The sequence below is a fragment of the Amycolatopsis sp. YIM 10 genome, assembly GCF_009429145.1.
Taxonomy (GTDB): Bacteria; Actinomycetota; Actinomycetes; order Mycobacteriales; family Pseudonocardiaceae; genus Amycolatopsis.
In genome coordinates, this window is the sequence record NZ_CP045480.1 from 9,152,540 (window position 1) to 9,173,208 (window position 20,669).

Genomic DNA, 20,669 nt, shown 5'->3' on the forward strand with positions numbered 1-20,669 from the left:
GCATCGTCTCCCGAGCGCGTGAACGTGGCTACAGCGCGCGGTAGTCCCGGATCGGCATGCGCGGGCCGAAACGCGGCCGTGTCACGCCCGCGGCTTCCAGGTACCGCACGGCCCGCTGGCGTTGCGGCGCGTACGGCGCCAGCACCTCCGCCATGCCCTGGTCGTCCAGGGCGTGCCCGATCAGGGCGTAACCCACGATCGACGGGATGTGGAAGTCGCCGAAGCTGACCGCGTCCGGGTCGCCCCAGGCACGCTGGGCGATCTCCGCGGCGGTCCACACGCCGATGCCGTGGACCTTCCGCAGCAACGCGCGACCTTCCGCCCCACCCAGCGAAGCCGCCCGCTCCAACTGGTGGGCGACCCCGGCCGCAGCGACCAAAGCCGTGCGGCGCTTGAGGTCCACGCCTGCCTGGTGCCACTTCCAGTCCGGAATGGACCTGACCGCCGAAGGCGTCGGCGGCACGCGCAACACCGCCGGACCCGGGCCCGGCGCCGGTTCGCCGAACCACCGGCACAGCTCCCGCCACGACCGGTGCGCCTCGATCCCGGTCACCTTCTGCTCCAGCACCGCGGGCACCAGCGCGTCCCACACCCGCCCGGTCGATGGCAACCGCAACCCCGGCCGCCGGTGCCGGGCATCCGCGATCACGTCGTGGTGCGCCACGAAACCCGAGTCGTCGTCGGACGCACCCAGCAAAGCGGGCACCCCGTCGAGCAGCACCGAGGCCCCGGCACCCCACGCCATCGCTTCGAACTCACCGTCGGACAACCTGCGCAGGCCCAGCGTGCCCGGCCCGTCCGGCGTGTTCGCGGTCAGCCAGACCCGGCCCGGCGCGTCCCAATGGACAGTCGGATCCCCACGGCCACGCCGCAACGGCGACAGCACACGCCGGAAATCCAGCGCGTACGACGGCCGCCAGCGACGAGACTCAGGCATCGCTCGAGAATCGCACGGCTCCGTCCGCGATGGTCATCCCGGGCCACACCCGCGCGCCGTCGACCAGTTCGCATCCCGCGCCGACCACCGCGCCGTCGCCGAGGACCACGCCGCGCAGCACCGTGCCCGCGCCGACCCGCGCGCCCTTGCCGAGCACCGAGCGCTCGACCACCGCGCCCGCGCCGACCACCGCGCCGTCGAACAGCACCGAACCGGCGATCCGGGCACCCGCCCCGATTTCGGCACCGGCACCGAGCGTGGAACCGTCGGTCAACACAGCGTCATCGGCGACCTTCGTGCCGTCCAGCAGCAACGCCTCACCGGTCGGGCCGGGCAGCGCCGAGGTGGGCGCGACCCCGCGCACCAGGTCGGCGGAGCCGCGCACGAACGCCTCGGGCGTGCCCACGTCGAGCCAGTACGACGCGTCCACGAAGCCCTGCACGCGCGCACCGGCTTCGAGCAGCCCGGGAAACGTCTCCCGCTCCACCGAAACCCGGCGACCGGCCGGAATGGACTCGATGGCCGACCGCTTGAACACATAACAACCGGCATTGATCTGATCCGTCGGCGGATTGGGCGTTTTCTCCAGGAAAGCGGTGACCCGCCCGGTGGAATCCGTCGGAACCGAACCGAATCGGCTCGGGTCGTCAACTCGTTGCAAATGCAAGGTGACGTCGGCCCCGGTGGACCGGTGCGTTTCCACCAGCGCGCCGAGATCCGCGCCGGAAAGGATGTCGCCGTTGAAGATGACCGCGTTGTCGGCGCGGAGCCGGTCGTACACGTTGCGGATGGCGCCACCGGTGTCCAGCGGCGTTTCCTCCACCACGTACTCCAGTTCCAGGCCCACTCCGGAACCGTCGCCGAAGTGCTCCTCGAACACTTCGGCCCGGTAGGAGGTACCGAGCACGACGTGCGTTATCCCGGCTTCACGGATACGGGAGAACAGGTGGGAAAGGTAGGGCACCCCCGCGGTGGGCAGCATCGGCTTCGGTGCGGACAGGGTCAGCGGCCGCAGCCGTGTGCCCTTGCCGCCGACGAGCACGACGGCATCGACCCCCGGTGCGGCAGTCATGCGCGCATCCCTTCCTCCCACATTCGCGGAACACCTGGTGACAAACCGCCGGAAACACTGACGCGAGCGGTCCGGAGGGCCTACCCTAGACAGCACACAGGCGGCCCCGGTTGGAGAGGGCCTCGGGTTAGTCGGGAGGCCGAGGGGATGGACCCCCGCGATCGCGCGGACGCCTTGCTTTCTCGGGCGCGCGCCCGTGGAGCTTTTGTGGTCACACCGGACGACGCGACTTCGCCGATGGACGCGGCGAACACCCAGCAGATCCCGAGATCCGTGGTCGCCGACATCGACGCGCAGGACCCGGACTCCACCACCAAGGTCTCCGCGGCGACGATCGAGGCCAACGACTACCACCTGGCCAGCCCGGAGCCGACCTCGCGGCTGGAGCCCCCGCGCGGGCACCGCCCGACCCGGCCGATGCCGCTGCCCTCGTTGTTCGAGGAGCAGCCCGCCGACCCGGTGATCGAGGAGAAGGACGTGGGCGGGCTGATCCCGACCACCACCCAGACAAAGCGCTCGAACCTCTCCCGCCGCCTCGACGGGATCTGAGCAGGCCACAGCCCCGCCGGGGATTCCAGGGATTTCCCTTGAATCCCCGCCGGGGAAAGCTCAGCGGTCGCGCAGGGTGGCCAGCTTCAGGCGGGCGGCCAGGCCCAGCTTCACCGCGGCCAGCACCGGCTTCCACAGCAGCCCGCGGTGCCGGTCGGCCAGGTAGCGGTAGGCGCTCTCGTGGTGCGCGGCGAGCATCTTCGCCGAAGCGCGCTTGGTGGCCTGACCACCGATGTGCATCACCGAGGCCGACGGCGCGTACACGTTCAGCCAGCCGGCGCGGCCGATCCGGTCACCGAGGTCCACGTCCTCGAAGTACATGAAGTACCGCGAGTCGAAGCCGTCGACCGAGTCCCACGCCTCACGCCGGATCAGCTGGCACGAACCGGAAAGCCAGCCCGACGTGCGCTCGGTCGGCGTCGCGGTCTCCTGCCGGTACTGCTTGGTCCACGGGTTGCCGCGCCAGATCTTGCCAAGCGCCGCGTGCCCGATGCCGCGCCCGAGCGAGGGCAGCAGGCGCGCCGACGGGTAGACCGTGCCGTCCGGCTCCTGGATCATCGGCCCGAACGCGCCGCCGCGCGGCCAGCGCCCGGCCACCGAGAGCAGTTCGTCGAGCGAACCGGGGTGCCATTCGAGGTCGGGATTGGCGATCACGATCCAGCCGTACCGCTCGTCCAGTTCGGCGACCCCGCGATTGGCCGCGCTGCCGTAACCGAGGTTCTCCCCGATGCGCAGCAGGTGCACGTTCTCGCGCTCGGCGGCCTTGTCCAGCGACTCGTCCGAAGCGTCCGTGTCGTTGTCGGCCAGCACCACCCGCACGTCGCGCGCGGTGGCCTTTTCGAGCGTGTCGAGGAACGGTTCCAGTGTCTCGCCGGGGAAGTAGGTCACGACCACGACGGCGAGCTCATCGCCATACTTGGGGTGCACGACAGCACATTGTGCCCTGGTCACCCACCGCTACGGGCGCCCCCCACCGGAGCGCCACGCCAGCCACGCCCGGCCGTACGCCTCGCGGTGCCGTTCGGCGGTCACCGCCCACGAGAACTCCTTCGCCCGGCGCTGCGCCGCGGCCGCCAGGGTGGACCGGCGGGCCGGGTCGTCGAGCAGCTCGCCGATCGCGGCCGCCACGTCGCCGGCGCCGACCCCGCAGTAGGCCACCGCGTCCCCGCCGACCTCGGGCAGCGACAGCCGCCGCGTGGTCAGCACGCAGGCACCGCAGGCCATCGCCTCCAGCACCGGCAGGCCGAACCCCTCGCCGAGGCTGGGGTAGGCGACCATCTCCGCACCGCCGAGGAACCCGGCGAGCGTGCCGAACGGCAGGTAGCCCGCCCGGATCACGCGCAGCCGGTGCGGCACGCCTTCGAGCGCCTTCTCCACCTGGGTGTCCCAGCCCGGCTGACCGGCGAGCACCAGCGCGGGCGGGTTCGCCCGCCCGGTCATGGCCTTCGCGTACCCGCGGATCAGCGCGGGCACGTTCTTGCGCGGTTCCAGCGCTCCGAGGAAGGCGATGTACGGGGTGCTGCCCAGCCCGATCGCCTCGCGGGCCGCGCGCATCTCGTCCGGTGACGGCGGGTGGAACCGCTCGACGTCGACGCCGTGCTGGATGACCTCCAACTCCGAGGCCCGCACGCGGGTCACCTTCGCCAGTTCGGTGGCCGTCGCCTCGCTCGGCACCACGCACAGCGACGCCCGCCGGAGCGCGGCCACCGTCCACGCCCGGAAGAAGCGCGCCTTCACGGACGAGTGAAGCACCGCGTCGGTGAAGAAGGTGGCGTCGTGCAACGTCACCACCGACGCCTTGTTCAGCGCCAGCGGCATCGTGTAGTGCGGTGAGTGCACCACGTCCACGCCGAGCCGCCGCGCCAGCATCGGGAGCGTGGTCTGCTCCCAGGTCAGCCGGGCGGTGCGGGTGGAGGTGGATTCGGTGGCAGGCAGCACCCTGGTGTTCGGCGCGAGCTGGGAGTACAGCCGGAAGTCGCGGGGCTGGCAGACCACGGTGATCGGGGCGCCGTCGTCGTCCAGCGCGGCGACGAGCGAGTCGACGTAGCGGCCAACGCCCCCGCGGTCCGCGGGCACGGCGGTGGCATCGATCAGCACACGGGGTTCACCAGGTACCACGCATGCAGCGTACGGCCGTTCAACTGAGGTGGGGTGAGGAACCACCAAACTCGGGGCCCGGCTCGGGCAAAGCCGCCGTGTGCACCGACCAGAGCGCCTGGCCGGCCGACCGCCAGCTGAATTCAGCCGATCGGGTCAAACCGCTGGTCCGCATGGTCGCGGAGAGCGACGGCGACCCGAGCACTTCCCGCAACGCGGCCGCCAGTGCGCCGACGTCTCCGCTCGGCACCACGCGGGCCGCGCCACCGGAGACCTCGACCAGCGCGGGCACGTCCGAATGCACCACGGGGACCCCGGCCGCCATCGCCTCCAGCACGGGCAGCCCGAACCCCTCGGCGAGGCTCGGCATGGCGAGCACCGAGGCGCCGCGCAACGCGGCCGCCAGTTCGGCGTCGGTCAGTCGGCCCAGCACGCGCAGCCGATCGGCGGGCAGGCCGTGCTCGCGGGCCAGTTCGGCCGGGTCCAGCTCGCCCCAGCCCGGCTGACCGGCCAGGAGCAGCGGCGGTCCGTCGAACCGGGCCATCGCCTCGATCAGCAGCCCGATGCCCTTGCGCGGCTCGACCGTGCCGATCGCCAGCACGTATTCCGCGGGCAGAAGCAGGTCGACCGGTTCGCCGGGCAGGTCGGTCACGCCGTGCCCGATGACGTGCACCGGCGCCTTGCCCGCCACCCGCGCGCCAAGGTCGTCGGCCACCGCCTGGGTCGGCACCACCAGCGCGTCCGCCCGGCGCGCGGCCCGTGCGATCACCTTCTGGTGCCAGGAAACGCCACGCGGAGTGAGGGTCTCGGGATGCGTCCACGGCACGGTGTCGTGCACGGTCACGCTCAGCCGACGGCCACGCGGCGCCCGCGGTGGGGCGAGCGGGGTGGTCGCGTGCACCGCGTCGCCGCCCGGCCACCACGGCAGGCCCAGCTGCCAGGCCGCGACCAGCGCGCGTGGTGGCAGCGCGAGCACCCGCGGGCCGTCGACACCGGGCACCCTGGCCGCCTCCACGTCGGCGTGCCGCGCGACGACACTCGCCAGGGTCCAGCCATCGGGCACGGTCTCGGCCAGCGCGCGCAGCAGCTCAGCCGTGTACCGCCCGGTCCCCCCGGGAACGGGCGCGAGCAACTGCTCCGCGATGACCACCAGCTCGGGCACCCGCCTATTGTGCTCAGCGTGTCATCCCCGCCCCGCAGCACGGTCGTGGTCGTCACCTGGCGTGGTGCCGGGCACCTGACCGGGTGCCTGGACGCGCTCGCCGCCCAGGACCGTCCACATCGGACGCTGGTGGTGGACAACGCGTCGGACGACGGGACCGCCGCGCTGCTCGCCGCGCACCCGTTGGCGCCCGAAGTCCTGCGCCTGCCGCGCAACACCGGGTACGCCGGCGGCATCGCCGCCGCGTTGCCCCAGGTCAGCACGCCTTTCATGGCCTGGCTGAACGACGATGCCGCGCCCGGTCCCGGCTGGCTGTCCGCGCTGGAGGACGCGCTCGACGCGGCCCCGGACGCGGCCGCGGTGACCTCGACGCTGGTGCTGCCCGACGGCACCACGCAGTCGACCGGCGTCCGCCTGACCGCCGACGGCCACGGTGCCGACCACACCGAACCGGCCGACGAGGTGTTCGGCTTCTGCGGTGGCGCGGTGCTGCTGCGGACCTCGGTCCTGCGTGCTTCGGGCGGCGTGCCCGCGAGCTACTTCTGCTACTACGAGGACGCCGACACCGCCTGGCGGCTGCGACTCGGCGGCTGGCGCGTGCTCGGCTCGTCCACCGAGGTCCGGCACCTCCACGGCGCCAGCACCCGGCCCGGTTCACCCCGGTTCCACCACTGGAACGAGCGAAACCGCCTGCTCACCCTGCTCCGCTGCGCCCCGGCCGCGGTGGCGCTGCGCGAGCTGGCGCGGTTCGCCGCGATCACCGCGCTGCTGCCGATCAAACGGGACGTTCCGGACGCGGCCAACTTCCGGCCGGGGCTCCGGCTGCGTGTGCTCGGCGAGGTCGTGCGCCGGTTGCCGGGCACGATCGGGGCCCGTCGGCGGATCGGCACCCGTGCCACGATCGGCCGAGGTGCGGTCTGGCGCAGGTGGGCGGGCAGTTAGGCTCTGTGAAACCCCAAACCGAAGGAGTCCGGTGTTGACCCAAGGCGCGCTGCCCGTGGTCTCGGTGATCGTGGTCAACTTCCGGGGCGCGGACGACACCATCACCTGCCTGCGGTCCCTCGCCGAGGTCGACTACCCGCGACTGGAGATCATCTGCGTCGAGAACGCCTCCGGTGAGGCCGAGCGGATCAGGGCCGCCGGGGTGCCCGGGGTGAAGCTGGTCGAGTCGGCGGAGAACCTGGGCTTCGCCGGTGGGTGCAACCTGGGTGCGAAGCACGCGACCGGCACCGTGCTCGCCTTCCTCAACAACGACGCCCGCCCCGACCGCGACTGGGTGCGCGCGGCGGTGGCCGAACTGGCCGACGACCCGCGTGTGGGCGCGGTGGCCAGCAAGGTGCTCGACTGGGACGGCACCGGCACCGACTTCGTCGACGGCGGGCTGACCTGGTTCGGCATGGGCTACAAGCGCCACGCGGGCGGGCCGCTGGCCGACGTGCCCGCCGCCGAGCACGAGGTCGCCAAGGACGTGCTGTTCGGCACCGGCTCGGCGATGTTCGTGCGCACCGGGGTGTTCACCGAGCTGGGTGGCTTCGACGAGCGCTTCTTCATGTTCTACGAGGACGTCGATCTCGGCTGGCGGATGAACCTGCGCGGCTGGCGGGTGCGGTACGTGCCGGAGTCGATCGCCTACCACCGCCACCACGGCACCATGGCCGCGGTCGACGCGCCGGACACCGGCCGCGAGACCTTCCTGCTGGAGCGCAACGCGCTCGCCGCGCTGTACAAGAACCTCTCCGACGAGACGCTGGCGCGGGTGCTGCCCGCGGCGCTGGCGCTGACCGTCCGCCGCGCCACCGCCCGCGGTGAGATCGACGCGACGCAGCTGGATCTCCAGCGCGGTGTCGGCCCGGTGGAGACCGAGCCGGTGGCCGTCCCCCGCACCTCGCTGGCCGGGGTGCTCGCGATCGACCAGTTCGTCGAGCTGATGCCGTCGCTGGCCGAGTCGCGCGCGGTGGAGCAGGCCGCGCGCGTGCGCACCGACGCGGACCTGATTCCCTTGCTGCGCAAGGCTTTAGAGCCCGCGTACCCGCTGCCGCGTTATCTCGACGCGCACGAGATCCTGGTCAAGGCGTTCGGCATCGAGAGCGTGTTCGGGCAGCGGCGCCGGATCCTGGTGATCACCGGCGACGCGATCACCGAGCGCATGGCAGGCCCGGCGATCCGCGCCTGGAACATCGCCGCCTCGCTGTCCGGCGAGCACGAGGTCCGGCTGGTCACGGTGAACCCGCTGGCCGATCCGCCGCCGGCGCCGTTCGCGGTGAGCGCGGCCAAGCGCCGCGACCTGACCGAACCGGTCGAGTGGGCGGACATCGTCATCCTGCAGGGGCACGTGCTGGAGATGGCGCCCCAGCTGAAGAAGGCGGACTCGGCCAAGATCGTGGTCTGCGACCTGTACGACCCGATGCACCTGGAGTTGCTGGAGCAGGGCCGCGGGGTGCCCGACGACAAGCGGGCCGCGGATCTGGTCGGCGTGACCAAGGTGCTCGAGGCCCAGCTCGAACGCGGTGACTTCTTCCTGTGCGCGTCCGAGCGGCAGCGGTTGTTCTGGCTGGGGCACCTGGCCGCGATGGGCCGCCTCTCGCCGCGCCTCTACGACGCCGACCCGACCACGCATTCGCTGCTGTCGGTGGTCCCGTTCGGACTGTCGCCGGAAGCCCCGCGCCGCACCGGGCCCGGCCTGCGGGCGAACGTGCCCGGCATCGCCGAGACCGATCACGTGGTGCTGTGGGCGGGCGGGGTGTACAGCTGGTTCGACCCGCTGACCCTGGTGCGCGCGATCGACCGGCTGCGCGAGCGCCGCGGGGACGTGCGGCTGGTGTTCCTCGGCATGAAGCACCCGAATCCCGAGGTCGCCGAGATGGACATCGGCTCGCGGACCATCCGGCTGGCCGACTCGCTCGGGCTGACCGGCAAGCACGTGTTCTTCAACGAGCAGTGGGTGCCCTACGGCGAGCGGCAGAACTGGCTGCTCGACGCCGACTGCGGGGTGACCACGCACTACGAGCACGTGGAGACCACCTTCGCCTTCCGCACGCGGGTGCTGGACTACCTGTGGTCCGGGCTGCCGATCGTGACCACCGACGGCGACGCGTTCGCCGATCTGGTGCGCGCGGAGAAACTCGGTGTCGTGGTGCCCGCGGAGGACTCCGAGGCACTCGCGGACGCACTGGAAAAGGCGCTCTACGACACGGAGTTCGCGAACGCGGCCAAGGAGCGCATCGCCGAGGTGGCGCAGCGGTTCGCGTGGCCGCGGGCGCTGGAGCCGCTGGTGGAGTTCTGCCGCGACCCGCGTCCCGCCGCCGACCGGCTGCCCGGCGCGAGCGATCTGGCGCCGTCGGATCCCTTGCGCGGCACGGAAGTCATCCGCAGAGACCTGGCGCTGGTGAAGGAGTACCTCGCCGACGGCGGGGTGCGCGAGCTGGCCAGGCGGGTCGGCGGCCGGGTGCTGAAAGTGGCTCGCCGCAATGGCTGACCGACCGCTGCGCGTCCTGCTCGACGGCACCCCGCTGCTCGGGGTCCGCACCGGAATCGGCCACTACACCGCTTCGCTGTCCGAGGAACTCGCCTCGCTGTCCTCTGTGGACACCCGAGCGGTGGCGTTCACCCTGCGCGGCTGGCGGAAGCTGCGGCACGTGCTGCCGCACGGGGTTCGCGCGCGGGGCATGCCGGTGGCCGCGCGCCTGCTGCGGCGGTCGTGGGTGCGCAGCAACTTCCCGCCGGTCGAGCTGTTCGCCGGGTCGACGGACGTGGTGCACGGGACCAACTTCGTGCTTCCGGGCATCGCGCGCGCGGCCGGGGTGCTGACCATTCACGACCTGGCGTTCATCGACGCACCGCAGGAACTTTCGCCGAGTGACGCCGATCTGCCGATCCTGGTCCGCCGTGGTGCCGCGCGCGCCGACGTGATCTGCACGCCGACCGCCGCGGTGGCCGACACGGTGGCTTCGCGCCTCGACGTGCCGCGCGAGAAGATCGTGGTGACACCGCTGGGCGTGGACCCGGCGTGGTTCACCGCGCGGCCGTTGTCGAAGGAGCAGCGCGAGCGCCTGGGATTGCCCTCGGAGTACCTGCTCTTCGTGGGAGCGGCCGGGCCGCGCAAGGGCCTGCCGTGGCTGATGGAGGCCCACGCGGCGGCCGACGACCTGCCGCCGCTGGTGTTCACCGGGCCGGGCAAGTTCGAGCTGTCGGAGCGGTCGATGCACCTGGGCTACCTGCCGCCGGTCGACCTGCGGGCGGTCGTCGCCGGGGCGGCGGCACTGGTCCTGCCCTCGCGGGACGAGGGTTTCGGCCTGCCGGTGCTGGAGGCGATGGCCTGCGACGTGCCGGTGGTCTGCACCGACATCCCGGCGCTGGCGGAGGTTTCCGGGGGGTACTCGCACCTGGTGCCCTACCGCGAGGTGGACGCTTTGGTCGAGGCACTGCGCTCCGCCGTCTCCGACCCGCACGCGGCTTCGACCTCGGTGTCGCGCCGCGCGCACGCCGCGAGCTACACGTGGCGGCTGTGCGCCGAGAAGACCGTGGACGCCTACCGTCAAGCCGCGGGCCGCTGACGCGCTGTGAAGGTGGCTTTCACGGCAGCTTTTCCAGCGCCGTGAAAGCCACCTTCACGGCTAGGCCTCGAAGTAGGCGGCCAGTGCCTCGTCCCAGGGGCGCAGCGGGGTCAGGCCCGCGTCCTGCCAGGCCTTGCCCGAGAGCACCGAGTAGGCGGGGCGCGGCGCCGGGCGCGGGAAGTCCTCGGTGGTGCACGGGGAAATCCGCGCCGGGTCCGCGCCGAGGTGCCGGAAGATCGCCTGCGCGAAACCGAACCAGGTGGTCTCCCCGCCACCCGTGCAGTGCAGCACGCGCGCGGCCGGGCCCTCACCGTCGGCGATCCGGCGAGCCAGCTCGACCAGACCGGCCGCGAGATCGGCCGACCACGTCGGCGAGCCCCGCTGATCGTCCACAACGGACAGTGTTTCCCGCGAAGATTCCAGCGACACCATGGTTTTCACGAAGTTGCCGCCGTGCTTGCCGTACACCCAGGCGGTACGGACCACCCACGCCGACGCGCCGGAGCCGAGCACCGCGTCCTCACCGGCCGCCTTCGTCCGGCCGTACGCGGTGCGCGGGCCCAGCGGGGCGTCCGGCTCGTACGGCACGGTGGCGTCGCCGTCGAAGACGTAGTCGGTGGACACGTGCACCAGCGGCACCCGCCGCGACGAGCAGGCCGCGGCGAGCACCCGCGGGCCGTCCGCGTTGATCGCGAAGGCGCGCTCCTCGTCGGTTTCGGCCTGGTCGACCGCGGTGTAGGCGGCCGCGTTGACCACCACCGGCCGCGCACCGGCCGCCGCCGCGCGCTCGGCCAGCGCGGTCACCGCCTCGATCACCGCACCCGGCCTGGTCACATCCAGGTCAGCCGATCCGGGCGCGGTCACCCCCAGCCCCGGCCCGGCCAGCGCCATCAGATCGTGTCCCAGTTGCCCCGTTCCACCGGGGACCAGCAGTTCCAGCGCGCTCATCGGCTCCCCAGTGCGGCCCGCTCCTTGAGCTGCTCCCACCAGGCGCGGTTCTCCTGGTACCAGCGAACCGTGGCGGCCAGCCCCTCGTCGAACGACACCTGCGGACGGTAGCCCAGCTCGTCGGAGATCTTGGTGATGTCCACCGAGTACCGCCGGTCGTGGCCCTTGCGGTCGGTCACCTTCTCCACCCGGTCCCAGCCCGCGCCGAGCGCGTCCAGCAGCCGCTGGGTCAGCTCTCGGTTGGTCAGCTCGGTGCCGCCGCCGATGTTGTAGATCTCGCCGGGCCTGCCGCCGTCGGCGACCAGCTGGATGCCGCGGCAGTGATCGTCCACGTGCAGCCAGTCACGCACGTTCAGCCCGTCGCCGTAGAGCGGCACGTTCCGCCCGTCGAGCAGATTGGTGACAAAAAGCGGGATGACCTTCTCCGGAAACTGGTACGGACCGTAGTTGTTCGAACACCGGGTAATGCACACCGGCATTCCGTGCGTGCGGTGGAAGGACCTGGCCAGCAGATCCGAGGAGGCCTTCGAAGCCGAATACGGGGAATTCGGTTCCAAGATGTGATCTTCGGACCACGAGCCTTCTTCGATCGTGCCGTAGACCTCGTCGGTCGAGACGTGCACGAACTTGCCGACCTGGGCGTTCAGCGCCGCCTGGAGCAGGGTCTGCGTGCCGAGAACATTGGTCAAGACGAAGTCGGCCGAACCGTCGATCGACCGGTCCACATGCGATTCCGCGGCGAAGTGCACGACCAGGTCGACGCCCTTCATCAGCCCGGCGACCAGTTCGGCGTCGCAGATGTCGCCGCGCACGAACCGCAGGCGCTCCTCGGCCGCCACCGGGGCCAGGTTCGCCTCCGTCCCGGCGTAGGTCAGCTTGTCCAGCACCACGATCTCGGCGTCGGCCAGTGCCGGATAAGCGCCGGTCAGGGCCTGTCTCACATAGTGCGAACCGATGAATCCTGCGCCACCGGTGACCAGAACCCGCATAGAGTCCACCTTCTCGTGTCCTTCCGCCGTCCGTACGGTCGGTCTCATCGCCACGGGGCAACCTTTCGTGACCCCACGGACGTCACACAACAGACACAGTAGGGTGAGCGGGTAGCGCGGGTGTCGCAGGCTGGTCGGGCACCGGGGGTCAACGCGCGAATTCGCCCGAGACTTCGGCGATGATCGAGGGCAAAAACCGGGATTGCTGACCGGCTGGGAGGAGCGCGCGTGGTGACCGAGGGGCCGCCGCGGCCATACATCGAATCCGCGGGAGCGGCGCCGCGACGGCGCAGCGCGCCCGCCGCGTTCGCGCTCTGGAGCGGAAGAACGCTGGTCGCGCTGGTTTCCGCGGTGGTGCTGACGATGACCTGGTACGGCTCGCAGGTGCTCGGCGAGCTGAACGAGGGGCTGACCACCACCGACGTGATCGGCGGCGGCTTCCAGAAGAAGCCGCTCGACGGCGCGGTGGACATCCTGCTGGTCGGCCAGGACAGCCGCACCGACAACGAGGGCAATCCGCTGCCCCGCGAGGTGCTCGACATGATCAACGGCGGCAAGGCCGACGGCGAGCGCCAGACCGACACGATGATCCTGGTGCACATCCCGCAGAACGGCGAGCAGGCGGTGGCCATCTCCTTCCCGCGCGACTCGCTGGTCGAGCTGTCCGGTGGCTACGGCAAGCACAAGCTGAACAGCGCCTTCGTCTACGCCTACAACGACACCGCCAGCACCCTGCAGCAGCAGGGCGAGGCCGATCTGAAGAAGGTCGACGAGCAGGCCAAGGTGGCCGGCCGCAAGAACCTGATCAGCACCATCGAAACGCTGATCGGCAAGCCAGGCATGATCGACCGCTACGCCGAGGTCAACCTGCTCAGCTTCTACGAGGTCACCCAGGCCATCGGCGGCGTCGAGGTCTGCCTGAACCAGCCGGTCAAGGAGTGGCGCTCCGGGATCGACCTGCCCGCCGGGCTGCAGACGGTCCAGGGCAAGCAGGCGCTGTCGTTCGTCCGCCAGCGCTACGAGCTGCCCAACGGCGACCTGGACCGGATCGCGCGTCAGCAGGCGTTCCTGTCCGGCCTGGCGCGCAAGGTGCTCTCGCCGGACGTGCTGATGAGCCCGGCGCGGATCACCGACGTGATCAACGCGGTGAAGAAGTCGGTCATCCTCTCCAAGGACTGGGACCTGCTGGAGTTCGCCGAGCAGATGCGCGGCATGACCGGCGGCCGGGTCGAGTTCCACACCATTCCCACCGAGGGCAACGGCAAGTACGGCGGGGCGGACATCGTCAAGATCGACAACGACAAGGTGAAGGCGTTCGTCGACGGACTGACCGACGACGGCCCGGCGGCGGCCCCGCCGGCCACCGGCACGCCCGACGGCAAGATCCCCGGCGCGGAGAAGGTCACCGTCGACGTGTTCAACGCCAGCGGCAATGCGAACACCGCCACCCAGCTGAAGGAACTGTTGCGCACCAAGGGTTTCCGGGATGGGGCGAGCACGCAGCTGGATGGCCGCTCGACCACCGTGGTGCGGTTCGCGCCCGGCGAGCAGGCGGCCGCAGACGCGATCAAGCAGGCGATGGGCGACAAGGTCCAGACCGAGCCGGACGCCGATGTGCCCGCCGGGCACGTCCGCGTGCTGCTGGGCCGGGACTACAAGGTGGACGCCAACGGTGCCGCCGGGGCCGGTCAGTCGTCGGCGCCGCCGCCGTCGCAGCCCGAGGAACCGGCCGCCCCGCCCGCCGAGACGCCGCCCGCCGGCCCGCCGCCGATCACCGCCGGTGGCGTCCCCTGTGTGAACTAGGCCGTCCGTCGCGGGCACTGGCTTACACCAACGGGTTAGTGCTTTAGCCTTGACGAGGGGCGCGAACGCGGGAGAAACGGGGAGGTGACCGGCGTGGGCGACCAGGACAAGCACAACGAGCAGGACAGCGGGACACCGGTCGCCGAAGGCACCGGGAACGCGGCCGATTCGTCCAAACCGGACGGTACTTCCGGCAAGCGGAAGTTCGTGCCGTCGCCGGTGCCGCGCACGAAGCCAGTCGCCCCGGAATCCGCGCCTGGGTCCGCGGCCGCAGCAAAGGCCGATGCCAAACCCGAGGCCGCGGCGGAGCCAGAGCCCGCAGCCGCGCCAGGCTCCGAAGCCGCAGCCGGGCCCGATGCCGCATCCGGGCCCGAAGCCGCGCCAGGGTCCGGAGCCGCAGCAGAGCCCGCGGCTGCGCCGGACTCCGATGCGGAAGGCGGGCCGGAAGTCGCAGCTGAGGCTGGAGCGGAAGCCGGAGCTGGGGCCGAGGCCGCGCCGGGCACCGGCCGCCGCCGTCCGATCAGGACCACCGGGAAGGTGTTCCTCGCGCTGCTGTCCATCGTCGCGCTGGCGACGACCGGGTACGCCTACACCACGCTGGACGACTTCCAGGACAACGTCGGCACCGCCGACGCGCTGATCGTCGATCCCGACGACCCGGCCGCCCCGCCCGCCGACGACGGCGCCACCGACATCCTGCTCGTCGGCGCCGACTCGCGCACCGACATGCAGGGCAACCCGCTGCCGCTGCGGGTCCTCAAGGAACTGCGCACCGAAGAGAAGGCCGGGGTCAACACCGACACCCTGATCATCCTGCGCATCCCGAAGAACGGCGGCAAGCCCGCCGCCGTCTCGATCCCGCGCGACACCTGGATCGACGTGCCGCAGGGCGGCCAAGCCAAGATCAACTCGGTGTACGGGGTGACCAAGGCGAACACCGCCGCCGACCTGCGTCGCCAGGGCAAGCGCGACGACGCCGAGGTCGAGCGCGAATCCGACCAGGCGGGCCGCACCGCGCTGGTGAAGACCGTGCAGGACTTCACCCAGATCCGCGTCGACCACTACGCCGAGGTCGGCCTGCTCGGCTTCTACCTGCTCACCGAGGCGCTCGGCGGCATCAAGGTGTGCCTGAACCACGCCACCGAGGACAAGGACTCCGGCGCGAACTTCCGCAAGGGCGTGCAGACCGTCTCCGGCGGGGAGGCGCTGTCGTTCGTCCGCCAGCGCAAGAACCTGCCCGGCGGCGACCTTGGGCGCATCCAGCGGCAGCAGGCCTTCCTGTCCTCCGCACTGCACCAGGTGCTCTCCGCCGGCACGCTGACCAGCCCGGACAAGCTGAACCAGCTGATGGAGGCGGTGAAGAAGTCCGTCGTCGTGGACCCCGGCCTCGACCTGCTGGAGTTCGCCGGTCAGGCCAGGGACATCGCCTCCGGGGAGATCAACTTCCAGACCATTCCGGTGGTCGCCGTCGGCGCCCGCAGCGAGGACGGCCAGAGCATCATCGAGGTGGATCTGACCGCCGTCCGCCAGTTCGTCGCGGAGTTGGTCGGCCGCGGTGCCCAGCCCGCCACGGGCGGCGGTTCCGCCCCGGGCACGGCGCCACGGCAGAACACCGCCGACGGGGTCACCTGCGTGGATTAGGGTCGGTGGGGTGAGCCTTACCGACGCACTGCTGCGCCCGCACCTGTCCACCCCGGCGAAACCGCTGATCACGCACTACGACGACGCGACAGGAGCGCGGGTCGAACTGTCGGTGACCACGCTGGTGAACTGGGCATCGAAAACGGCGAACTGGCTGGTCGAGGAGCCGGAGGTGGAGCCGGGTGACCCGGTGGCGGTGTCGCTGCCCGCGCACTGGCAGACCGCCGGGGTGCTGCTCGGCGCCTGGTGGTGCGGGGCGCACGTGGTGGCCGAGGCGACCGGGGCGAAGGTGGCGTTCACCGGGCCCGAGACCACCGGCAGTGAAGCCGAACTGACCGCGGTGGTCTCGCTGGACCCGATGGGCCGTGGGCTGTCGAGCGCACCGGGTGGGGACGCCGTGGACTTCCTCTCCGACGCCCGCACCGCGGGTGACACTTATGCGCCGCTGTTCCCGATCGAGCCGGGAACCCCGGCGCTTCTTTCGTCCACTGTGGAGGAGGTACTCACACAGGCCCGTTCGTACGCCGAGAAAGACGGGATCGAGGCGGGCGATCGCGTGCTGTCCACTGTGGAGTGGAGCTTGCCGGACGGGGTGCTGCGCGGACTGCTGGCGCCGCTCGCGGCCGGGGCTTCGCTGGTCCAGGTCAGCAACCCGGACCCGGCGAAGCTCGCCGACCGCGGCGGCACCGAGCGCACCACCCGAGAACTGCGCTGACTCAGGCGGTCTGCGCGGACAGCCGCTCGGCGCCCGCGTTCTCGCGCTTGCGGGTGAACAGCAGGTGGTCCAGGGAGAGCCTGCCGCCGTTGAAGCCGATCGCCAGCCCGGCCAGCGCGAGCACCAGCACCAGTTCGTAGCCGCCCTGGCCGGTCAGGCCGTTGTCGATGTGCACGGCGAAGATCGCGCCGACGCCGACGATCGCGTAACCGACGCCGACCAGCGGCAGCGCGAGGCCGAGCAGGAAGGCGATCGAACCGAGTACCTCCACCGCGATGGTGAACAACGCGGCCACGGTCGGCAGCGGCAGGCCCATGCCCTCGAACATGTTCGCCGTGGCGTCCACCCCGTTGTTCCACTTCTGCAGCCCGTGCGCGAAGAACACCACGGCGATCCCGATCCGGCCGACCAGCGCGGCGACATCCTTGACTCGAGCGAACATTCGCTACCAACTCCCGGTGTGTGAAGTTTCAACCAACCGGGACCCTAGTGAGCGAACCACCGGTAGTCGCCCCACCACAGAGACCGGACAGCGAGTCGACAGGTTGTCGACAGGTAGTGCGCCAGAGGGGCCAACACCACGAGTTGCCCGATGGCCGTACCCGCCGTTGCCCACGTGTCGGGAACCACCTTGAACGTGAGCGCTGGACCCGCCGGCGCCCCGAACGCGACCAACGCGGTCACTGCCGTGTCGAGCAGCCGACGCGTCTGGCTGGGCGGAACCACCACTTCGCCCTTCAGCTCCGACGTCTCGATCCGGATCAGCGAACCCCAGGTGGGGACACCGTCGCCGGCGCACGAGCGGCTTTCCCCCGGGTCAACGTGGCGCTGATCGCCGAAGCGGTCCGCGACAGCGAAGGGCAAGACCAGCTGGTGAAGATCTTCATGTAGCGCTGACCCGAAAGACTCAGTTCCGGTGGGCCCAGGCCGCGCCGAAACAGTAGGCGCCGAACGCCGCGAGCCCGGCTGCCACGGCGATGAGCAGGGCGGAGCCGAACGGCTGGACGGCCAGCGTGCGCAGGGCCGCGTCGAGGCCGCCTGCCTGGCCAGGGTCGTGGCTGAACGCGGCGAAGCCGATCAGCACGCCGACCACGCCGACCACCACGGCCTTGGCGAGGTAGCCGATCCGGCCGAGGCGCTCGACCCAGGTGCGCGTGCCACTCGGCAGCGAAGTGAAGTCGAGGTCGTCGAGAAAGGTCTTGCGGATGCCCTTGACCGCCGCGGCGACGGCGACGCCGAGCACCACCGCGGCCAGCGCGCCGACCAGGAACGGACCGGCGGGCAACGCGAGCAGCTTGCCGGTGAACTCCTGTTGCCGCTGGTCACCGGAGCCCTGGCTGCCCGAGCCGACGACGATCTGGATCGCGTACACACCCAGGGAAATCCCCACCACGCAGCGCGCCACCGAAGCCACCCGCTTCATCACGCGACGGCGCTGCTTGCTCACCCACGAGTACCCGGTGGCCGCCATGAGCGCCTGCCACAGCCCGTAGGCGATCAGCCCGACCGCGACCACCCAGAGCAGGAACCCGCCGACCCCGGTGGCACCGATCTCACTGATCGCCCCGCGCCCGTCGGCCTCCTGCCCGCCGCCGGAAGCCACGATGCGGACCGCCAGGTACGCGATGATCAAGTGGACGACGCCGTAGCACACCATCCCCACCCGCCCGAGGATCTGGACGGGCTTGCTGCGTCTCGCCTCATTCGCTTTCGTGCTGCTGGTCATCGGCTCGCCTCCTCGGGATTCTGTTCCCCGAGCGGTGAGTCCGAAAACGCGCACGCAGTGCGATTGCTCCATCCGGCCCAGCGAGGCTAGGGGGTGCCTTCCCGCCATACGCAGGGTGAGGACGAGATCAGCATCAGCCTGCCCCCGTCGGCCGCCTTCAGCGTCATCCGGAAACCGTCCGCGTCGTTCTCCACCCACAGGAATTCGTCGGCGGGATTGTTGTCCAGGACGCGGAAACCGTTGTTCAACCACCAGGCACGCAGAGTGTCGAAACAGGACGGGATCCGCACCGGATCGATTCCGGTCACCTGGTAATTGCGGCTGGCCTGCTGCTTCCCGCGGTCACCTTCGACGTCGTCGCAGGGTTCTTCTTCGATCCGCAACCGTTCCCGGAGTCCGGCACCGGCCGGCAGTTGCGCCAGCGCCTGCTCGATGTAGGCGTCGAGCCTACGGTTCGCCTCGTCGAGGGTGATCGTCGAATCCATGCCTGATCCCCCGTCAGTGCGCTGCCGCGCTGAGCTTGTCGGTGTTGCCGACGATGATATGCCCGAGGTTCGTCAGCGACTTGTTGCCGTCGTCCCAATAGGCGCTGTGGGTGTGCACGTTCCCGGAAATCCCGTCCTCCCCGGGATCGGACTGGAACTCGTGCGCGCCGAAATCGTCGTCGACCGGGTGGTTTCCGTGAATGAATTCCGGCGTCAGGCGAATGATGTCCTCACGCGCGGTGGTGGCGTAGACGTCGCCGGGATCGATGTTGAGTTCGGCCGCGGTGTCCACGCCGACCCCGGGACTGCCGACAAAGACCATCTTGTCCACGTCGAGGTCCAGGTCGCGGCCGGCGTGCCCGATCACCGTGCTGCCGTAGCTGTGGCCGATGACCGTGTTGTGCGAGGGCCCGCCCGCCTCGTGCGTCACACGCAGCCCGTCGTGGAAGCTGTCCAGGTCCTGCCGGGCGTCGCTCGCGTAGTCCTGCGAGGCCGCCAGTGGAATGTTGTCCGGAGCGTCGTAGCCGAGCCAGGTGATCACCGAGGTCGACTCGTCGGCGCTCGAGTCGTCGGCCGCGAGCCACATCTTGTCGCCGCGGTTGAGCAGGCCGCCGACACCTTCGAGGTCGGCGCCGGTGCCGGGCACGAACGTGGCCACGTTGTCCGCGGTGTCGGGATTTCCCTTGGCGACGATGGCTTGCCCGTCGTCGCTGGTACTGAAGCCCAGCAGGTAGTGCCGCTCGTTCTCGCCGAGCCCGGCGGTACTGTCCAACTTGGACTCGATCGCCTCGATGCCCTTCAACTTGCCCTGGACCGCTTCGAGTTCGGCGTCGTCGTCGGTGAAGACCCCGCCGAAGAAGTTGTCGTCGAGATCGGCCCGCAGCGCGGCTTCTTCCGCCTCCAGCCGGGTCTTCTCGTCCGCCAGGATCGACCGGTTGGCCTGGTCGCGATCGGTCGCGGGAATGCCGTCGCGATTGCCGATCCAGTCGGGGTGGTTCTCGATGATCCGCTGCTGCTCGTCCTCGGACAGCCCGTTCCACCAGGCGGCGTTCTCCGCCGGAGTGCCCTTTCCGTCGGGCGGTCCGGCCGCCGTGGGGCGCTCCGGCTCTGTTCCGGCCTCCCCGGTGGCGATCTTGCTCAGCAGTGCGCCGAGTTCCGCGTCGATGTCGTTGGCACGCAGCAGGATCCGCTCCACGCGGTCCACCAGTTCGTCGGCCATGCGCTGCCGCTGCCGACGAATCTCCTCGACCTGTTCGATCGGCACCTGCCGCGGCGGCGAGACATCCCGGACGGCACCGTTGTCCCCGATGCCGAAACCGTTGGCCTGAGCCAGGTTGTCGGTTTCCTGGACGGCGTGGCTGAGGCTGGTGACCGCGTCGGCCGCGTGCGCCAGCCCGCCGCGGGCGGCCCGCACCCCGGCGAGAATGCCGTCCATCCGGTCACTGATCGTGGTGCGCTTCCGCGCCGCGGCCGAAGCGGCGTCGCCGGACCACCCCGCCGGGGTGCCCTGCCCGACGAACTCGTCCGACTGGTCGAGCAGCTGGTCGGACAGGGCCTTGAGGCTCCGTTCGGCGCTGTCTAGCGGACCGGGCCGCCACTGCCGCACTTCTCCGTAGCTGACCATCTACGGTGCGCCTCCCCCGATGCGGACGCCGTGGAAGTCCTGCGCCACGGCGGCGTCGTTGCGGGCGTACCCGTCGGCCGCGCCGGTCAGCGACTGCCCGTAACCCCGCGCCTGCGACGCCCAGTCCGCGAGATCACCCCGCCAGGCCTCACCGACCGCCTCGACCGCCTGGGCGCAGCGGGCACCGGGCAACCCGGCCACCGCCTCGCCGAGCGCGCTCGCGAGGTCGGCCGCTGACACCTGCTCAGCGGCCGAATCGGCAGCCAGCGCCGCCCGGCGCAGCGCCTCCAGCTGGACCTCGTACCCGTTCGACATCGGCGTCACTCTAACGATCTTGGCGCCGATCCGGGGGCGGGATGATTACCCAC

General features: G+C 70.9%; 20 protein-coding genes. 7 read left to right on the top strand and 13 right to left on the bottom strand.

All coding sequences use genetic code 11. The features are described from left to right. Window positions 1–28: 28 nt before the first annotated feature. Window positions 29–937: a DNA-3-methyladenine glycosylase gene (locus YIM_RS42410; RefSeq protein WP_153035725.1), complete on the bottom strand. Its 909-nt coding sequence runs from the start codon at window positions 935–937 to the stop codon at window positions 29–31. After that, on the bottom strand, window positions 930–2,009 hold the full coding sequence (locus tag YIM_RS42415) for a sugar phosphate nucleotidyltransferase (protein ID WP_153035726.1): 1,080 nt from the start codon (window positions 2,007–2,009) through the stop codon (window positions 930–932). Before YIM_RS42415 ends, YIM_RS42410 begins: the two co-directional genes overlap by 8 nt. Before the next feature lie 147 nt (window positions 2,010–2,156). On the opposite strand from YIM_RS42415, the gene YIM_RS42420 reads away from it, so the two are divergent. Further along, window positions 2,157–2,558 (top strand): hypothetical protein, encoded by a 402-nt coding sequence (locus tag YIM_RS42420; RefSeq protein WP_153035727.1) that lies wholly within the window; start codon window positions 2,157–2,159, stop codon window positions 2,556–2,558. A gap of 60 nt (window positions 2,559–2,618) precedes the next feature. On the opposite strand, the gene YIM_RS42425 is transcribed toward YIM_RS42420, so the two are convergent. From YIM_RS42425 to YIM_RS42435, 3 genes are read right to left on the bottom strand one after another with little or no spacing between them, the layout of a single operon-like run. After that, window positions 2,619–3,485 (bottom strand): glycosyltransferase family 2 protein, encoded by an 867-nt coding sequence (locus YIM_RS42425; RefSeq protein WP_153035728.1) that lies wholly within the window; start codon window positions 3,483–3,485, stop codon window positions 2,619–2,621. A gap of 30 nt (window positions 3,486–3,515) precedes the next feature. After that, window positions 3,516–4,655, bottom strand: a complete 1,140-nt coding sequence (locus tag YIM_RS42430; RefSeq protein WP_153037602.1) for a glycosyltransferase family 1 protein — start codon at window positions 4,653–4,655, stop codon at window positions 3,516–3,518. A gap of 40 nt (window positions 4,656–4,695) precedes the next feature. Next, window positions 4,696–5,817 carry a glycosyltransferase family 1 protein gene (locus YIM_RS42435; protein ID WP_153035729.1) on the bottom strand — a complete coding sequence of 374 codons (1,122 nt, stop codon included), beginning with the start codon at window positions 5,815–5,817 and terminating at the stop codon, window positions 4,696–4,698. An 18-nt stretch (window positions 5,818–5,835) separates the two neighbouring features. Here YIM_RS42435 and YIM_RS42440 point away from each other — a divergent pair, with 18 nt between their 5' ends. Genes YIM_RS42440 through YIM_RS42450 form a run of 3 tightly spaced genes read left to right on the top strand, consistent with a single transcriptional unit; the run spans window position 5,836 to window position 10,370 of the window. Beyond that, window positions 5,836–6,759: a glycosyltransferase family 2 protein gene (locus tag YIM_RS42440; protein WP_153035730.1), complete on the top strand. Its 924-nt coding sequence runs from the start codon at window positions 5,836–5,838 to the stop codon at window positions 6,757–6,759. Between the two features lie 34 nt (window positions 6,760–6,793). Then, a complete protein-coding gene (locus tag YIM_RS42445; protein ID WP_153035731.1) occupies window positions 6,794–9,292 on the top strand; it encodes a glycosyltransferase in 2,499 nt (832 codons plus the stop codon). Next, entirely contained in the window at window positions 9,285–10,370 is a 1,086-nt protein-coding gene (locus tag YIM_RS42450; RefSeq protein WP_153035732.1) for a glycosyltransferase family 1 protein, read from the top strand. The genes YIM_RS42445 and YIM_RS42450 overlap by 8 nt, the downstream gene beginning before the upstream one ends. A 60-nt stretch (window positions 10,371–10,430) precedes the next feature. On the opposite strand, the gene rfbD is transcribed toward YIM_RS42450, so the two are convergent. Both rfbD and rfbB read right to left on the bottom strand, forming a co-directional pair. Continuing rightward, complete coding sequence (rfbD, locus tag YIM_RS42455) at window positions 10,431–11,318, bottom strand: dTDP-4-dehydrorhamnose reductase (RefSeq protein WP_153035733.1); 888 nt, start codon at window positions 11,316–11,318, stop codon at window positions 10,431–10,433. Continuing rightward, window positions 11,315–12,307 (bottom strand): dTDP-glucose 4,6-dehydratase, encoded by a 993-nt coding sequence (gene rfbB, locus YIM_RS42460; RefSeq protein WP_153035734.1) that lies wholly within the window; start codon window positions 12,305–12,307, stop codon window positions 11,315–11,317. The genes rfbD and rfbB overlap by 4 nt, the downstream gene beginning before the upstream one ends. Window positions 12,308–12,538: 231 nt before the next feature. On the opposite strand from rfbB, the gene YIM_RS42465 reads away from it, so the two are divergent. The 3 genes from YIM_RS42465 to YIM_RS42475 all read left to right on the top strand — a co-directional run bounded on the left by YIM_RS42465 (window position 12,539) and on the right by YIM_RS42475 (window position 16,466). Beyond that, window positions 12,539–14,110 carry an LCP family protein gene (locus YIM_RS42465; RefSeq protein WP_228004361.1) on the top strand — a complete coding sequence of 524 codons (1,572 nt, stop codon included), beginning with the start codon at window positions 12,539–12,541 and terminating at the stop codon, window positions 14,108–14,110. A 519-nt stretch (window positions 14,111–14,629) separates the two neighbouring features. Next, the gene (locus YIM_RS42470) at window positions 14,630–15,751 is read left to right on the top strand and encodes an LCP family protein (RefSeq protein ID WP_228005081.1); all 1,122 of its coding nucleotides are present in this window, start codon (window positions 14,630–14,632) and stop codon (window positions 15,749–15,751) included. Window positions 15,752–15,761: 10 nt separating this feature from the next. Further along, window positions 15,762–16,466, top strand: coding sequence for a TIGR03089 family protein (locus tag YIM_RS42475; protein WP_153035735.1), 705 nt, complete (start codon window positions 15,762–15,764; stop codon window positions 16,464–16,466). Window position 16,467: 1 nt separating this feature from the next. On the opposite strand, the gene YIM_RS42480 is transcribed toward YIM_RS42475, so the two are convergent. The 6 genes from YIM_RS42480 to YIM_RS42505 form a co-directional block, all read right to left on the bottom strand. After that, on the bottom strand, window positions 16,468–16,908 hold the full coding sequence (locus YIM_RS42480; RefSeq protein ID WP_153035736.1) for a DoxX family protein: 441 nt from the start codon (window positions 16,906–16,908) through the stop codon (window positions 16,468–16,470). A gap of 44 nt (window positions 16,909–16,952) precedes the next feature. Then, the gene (locus YIM_RS48800; RefSeq protein ID WP_194239930.1) at window positions 16,953–17,330 is read right to left on the bottom strand and encodes a hypothetical protein; all 378 of its coding nucleotides are present in this window, start codon (window positions 17,328–17,330) and stop codon (window positions 16,953–16,955) included. 43 nt (window positions 17,331–17,373) lie between these two features. After that, window positions 17,374–18,192 (bottom strand): DUF1206 domain-containing protein, encoded by an 819-nt coding sequence (locus YIM_RS42490; RefSeq protein WP_153035737.1) that lies wholly within the window; start codon window positions 18,190–18,192, stop codon window positions 17,374–17,376. Window positions 18,193–18,278: 86 nt separating this feature from the next. Beyond that, window positions 18,279–18,677, bottom strand: a complete 399-nt coding sequence (locus YIM_RS42495; RefSeq protein WP_153035738.1) for a hypothetical protein — start codon at window positions 18,675–18,677, stop codon at window positions 18,279–18,281. 13 nt (window positions 18,678–18,690) lie between these two features. Further along, complete coding sequence (locus YIM_RS42500; RefSeq protein ID WP_153035739.1) at window positions 18,691–20,301, bottom strand: alpha/beta hydrolase; 1,611 nt, start codon at window positions 20,299–20,301, stop codon at window positions 18,691–18,693. Beyond that, a complete protein-coding gene (locus tag YIM_RS42505) occupies window positions 20,302–20,616 on the bottom strand; it encodes a type VII secretion target (protein ID WP_153035740.1) in 315 nt (104 codons plus the stop codon). Between the last annotated feature and the right edge of the window lie 53 nt (window positions 20,617–20,669).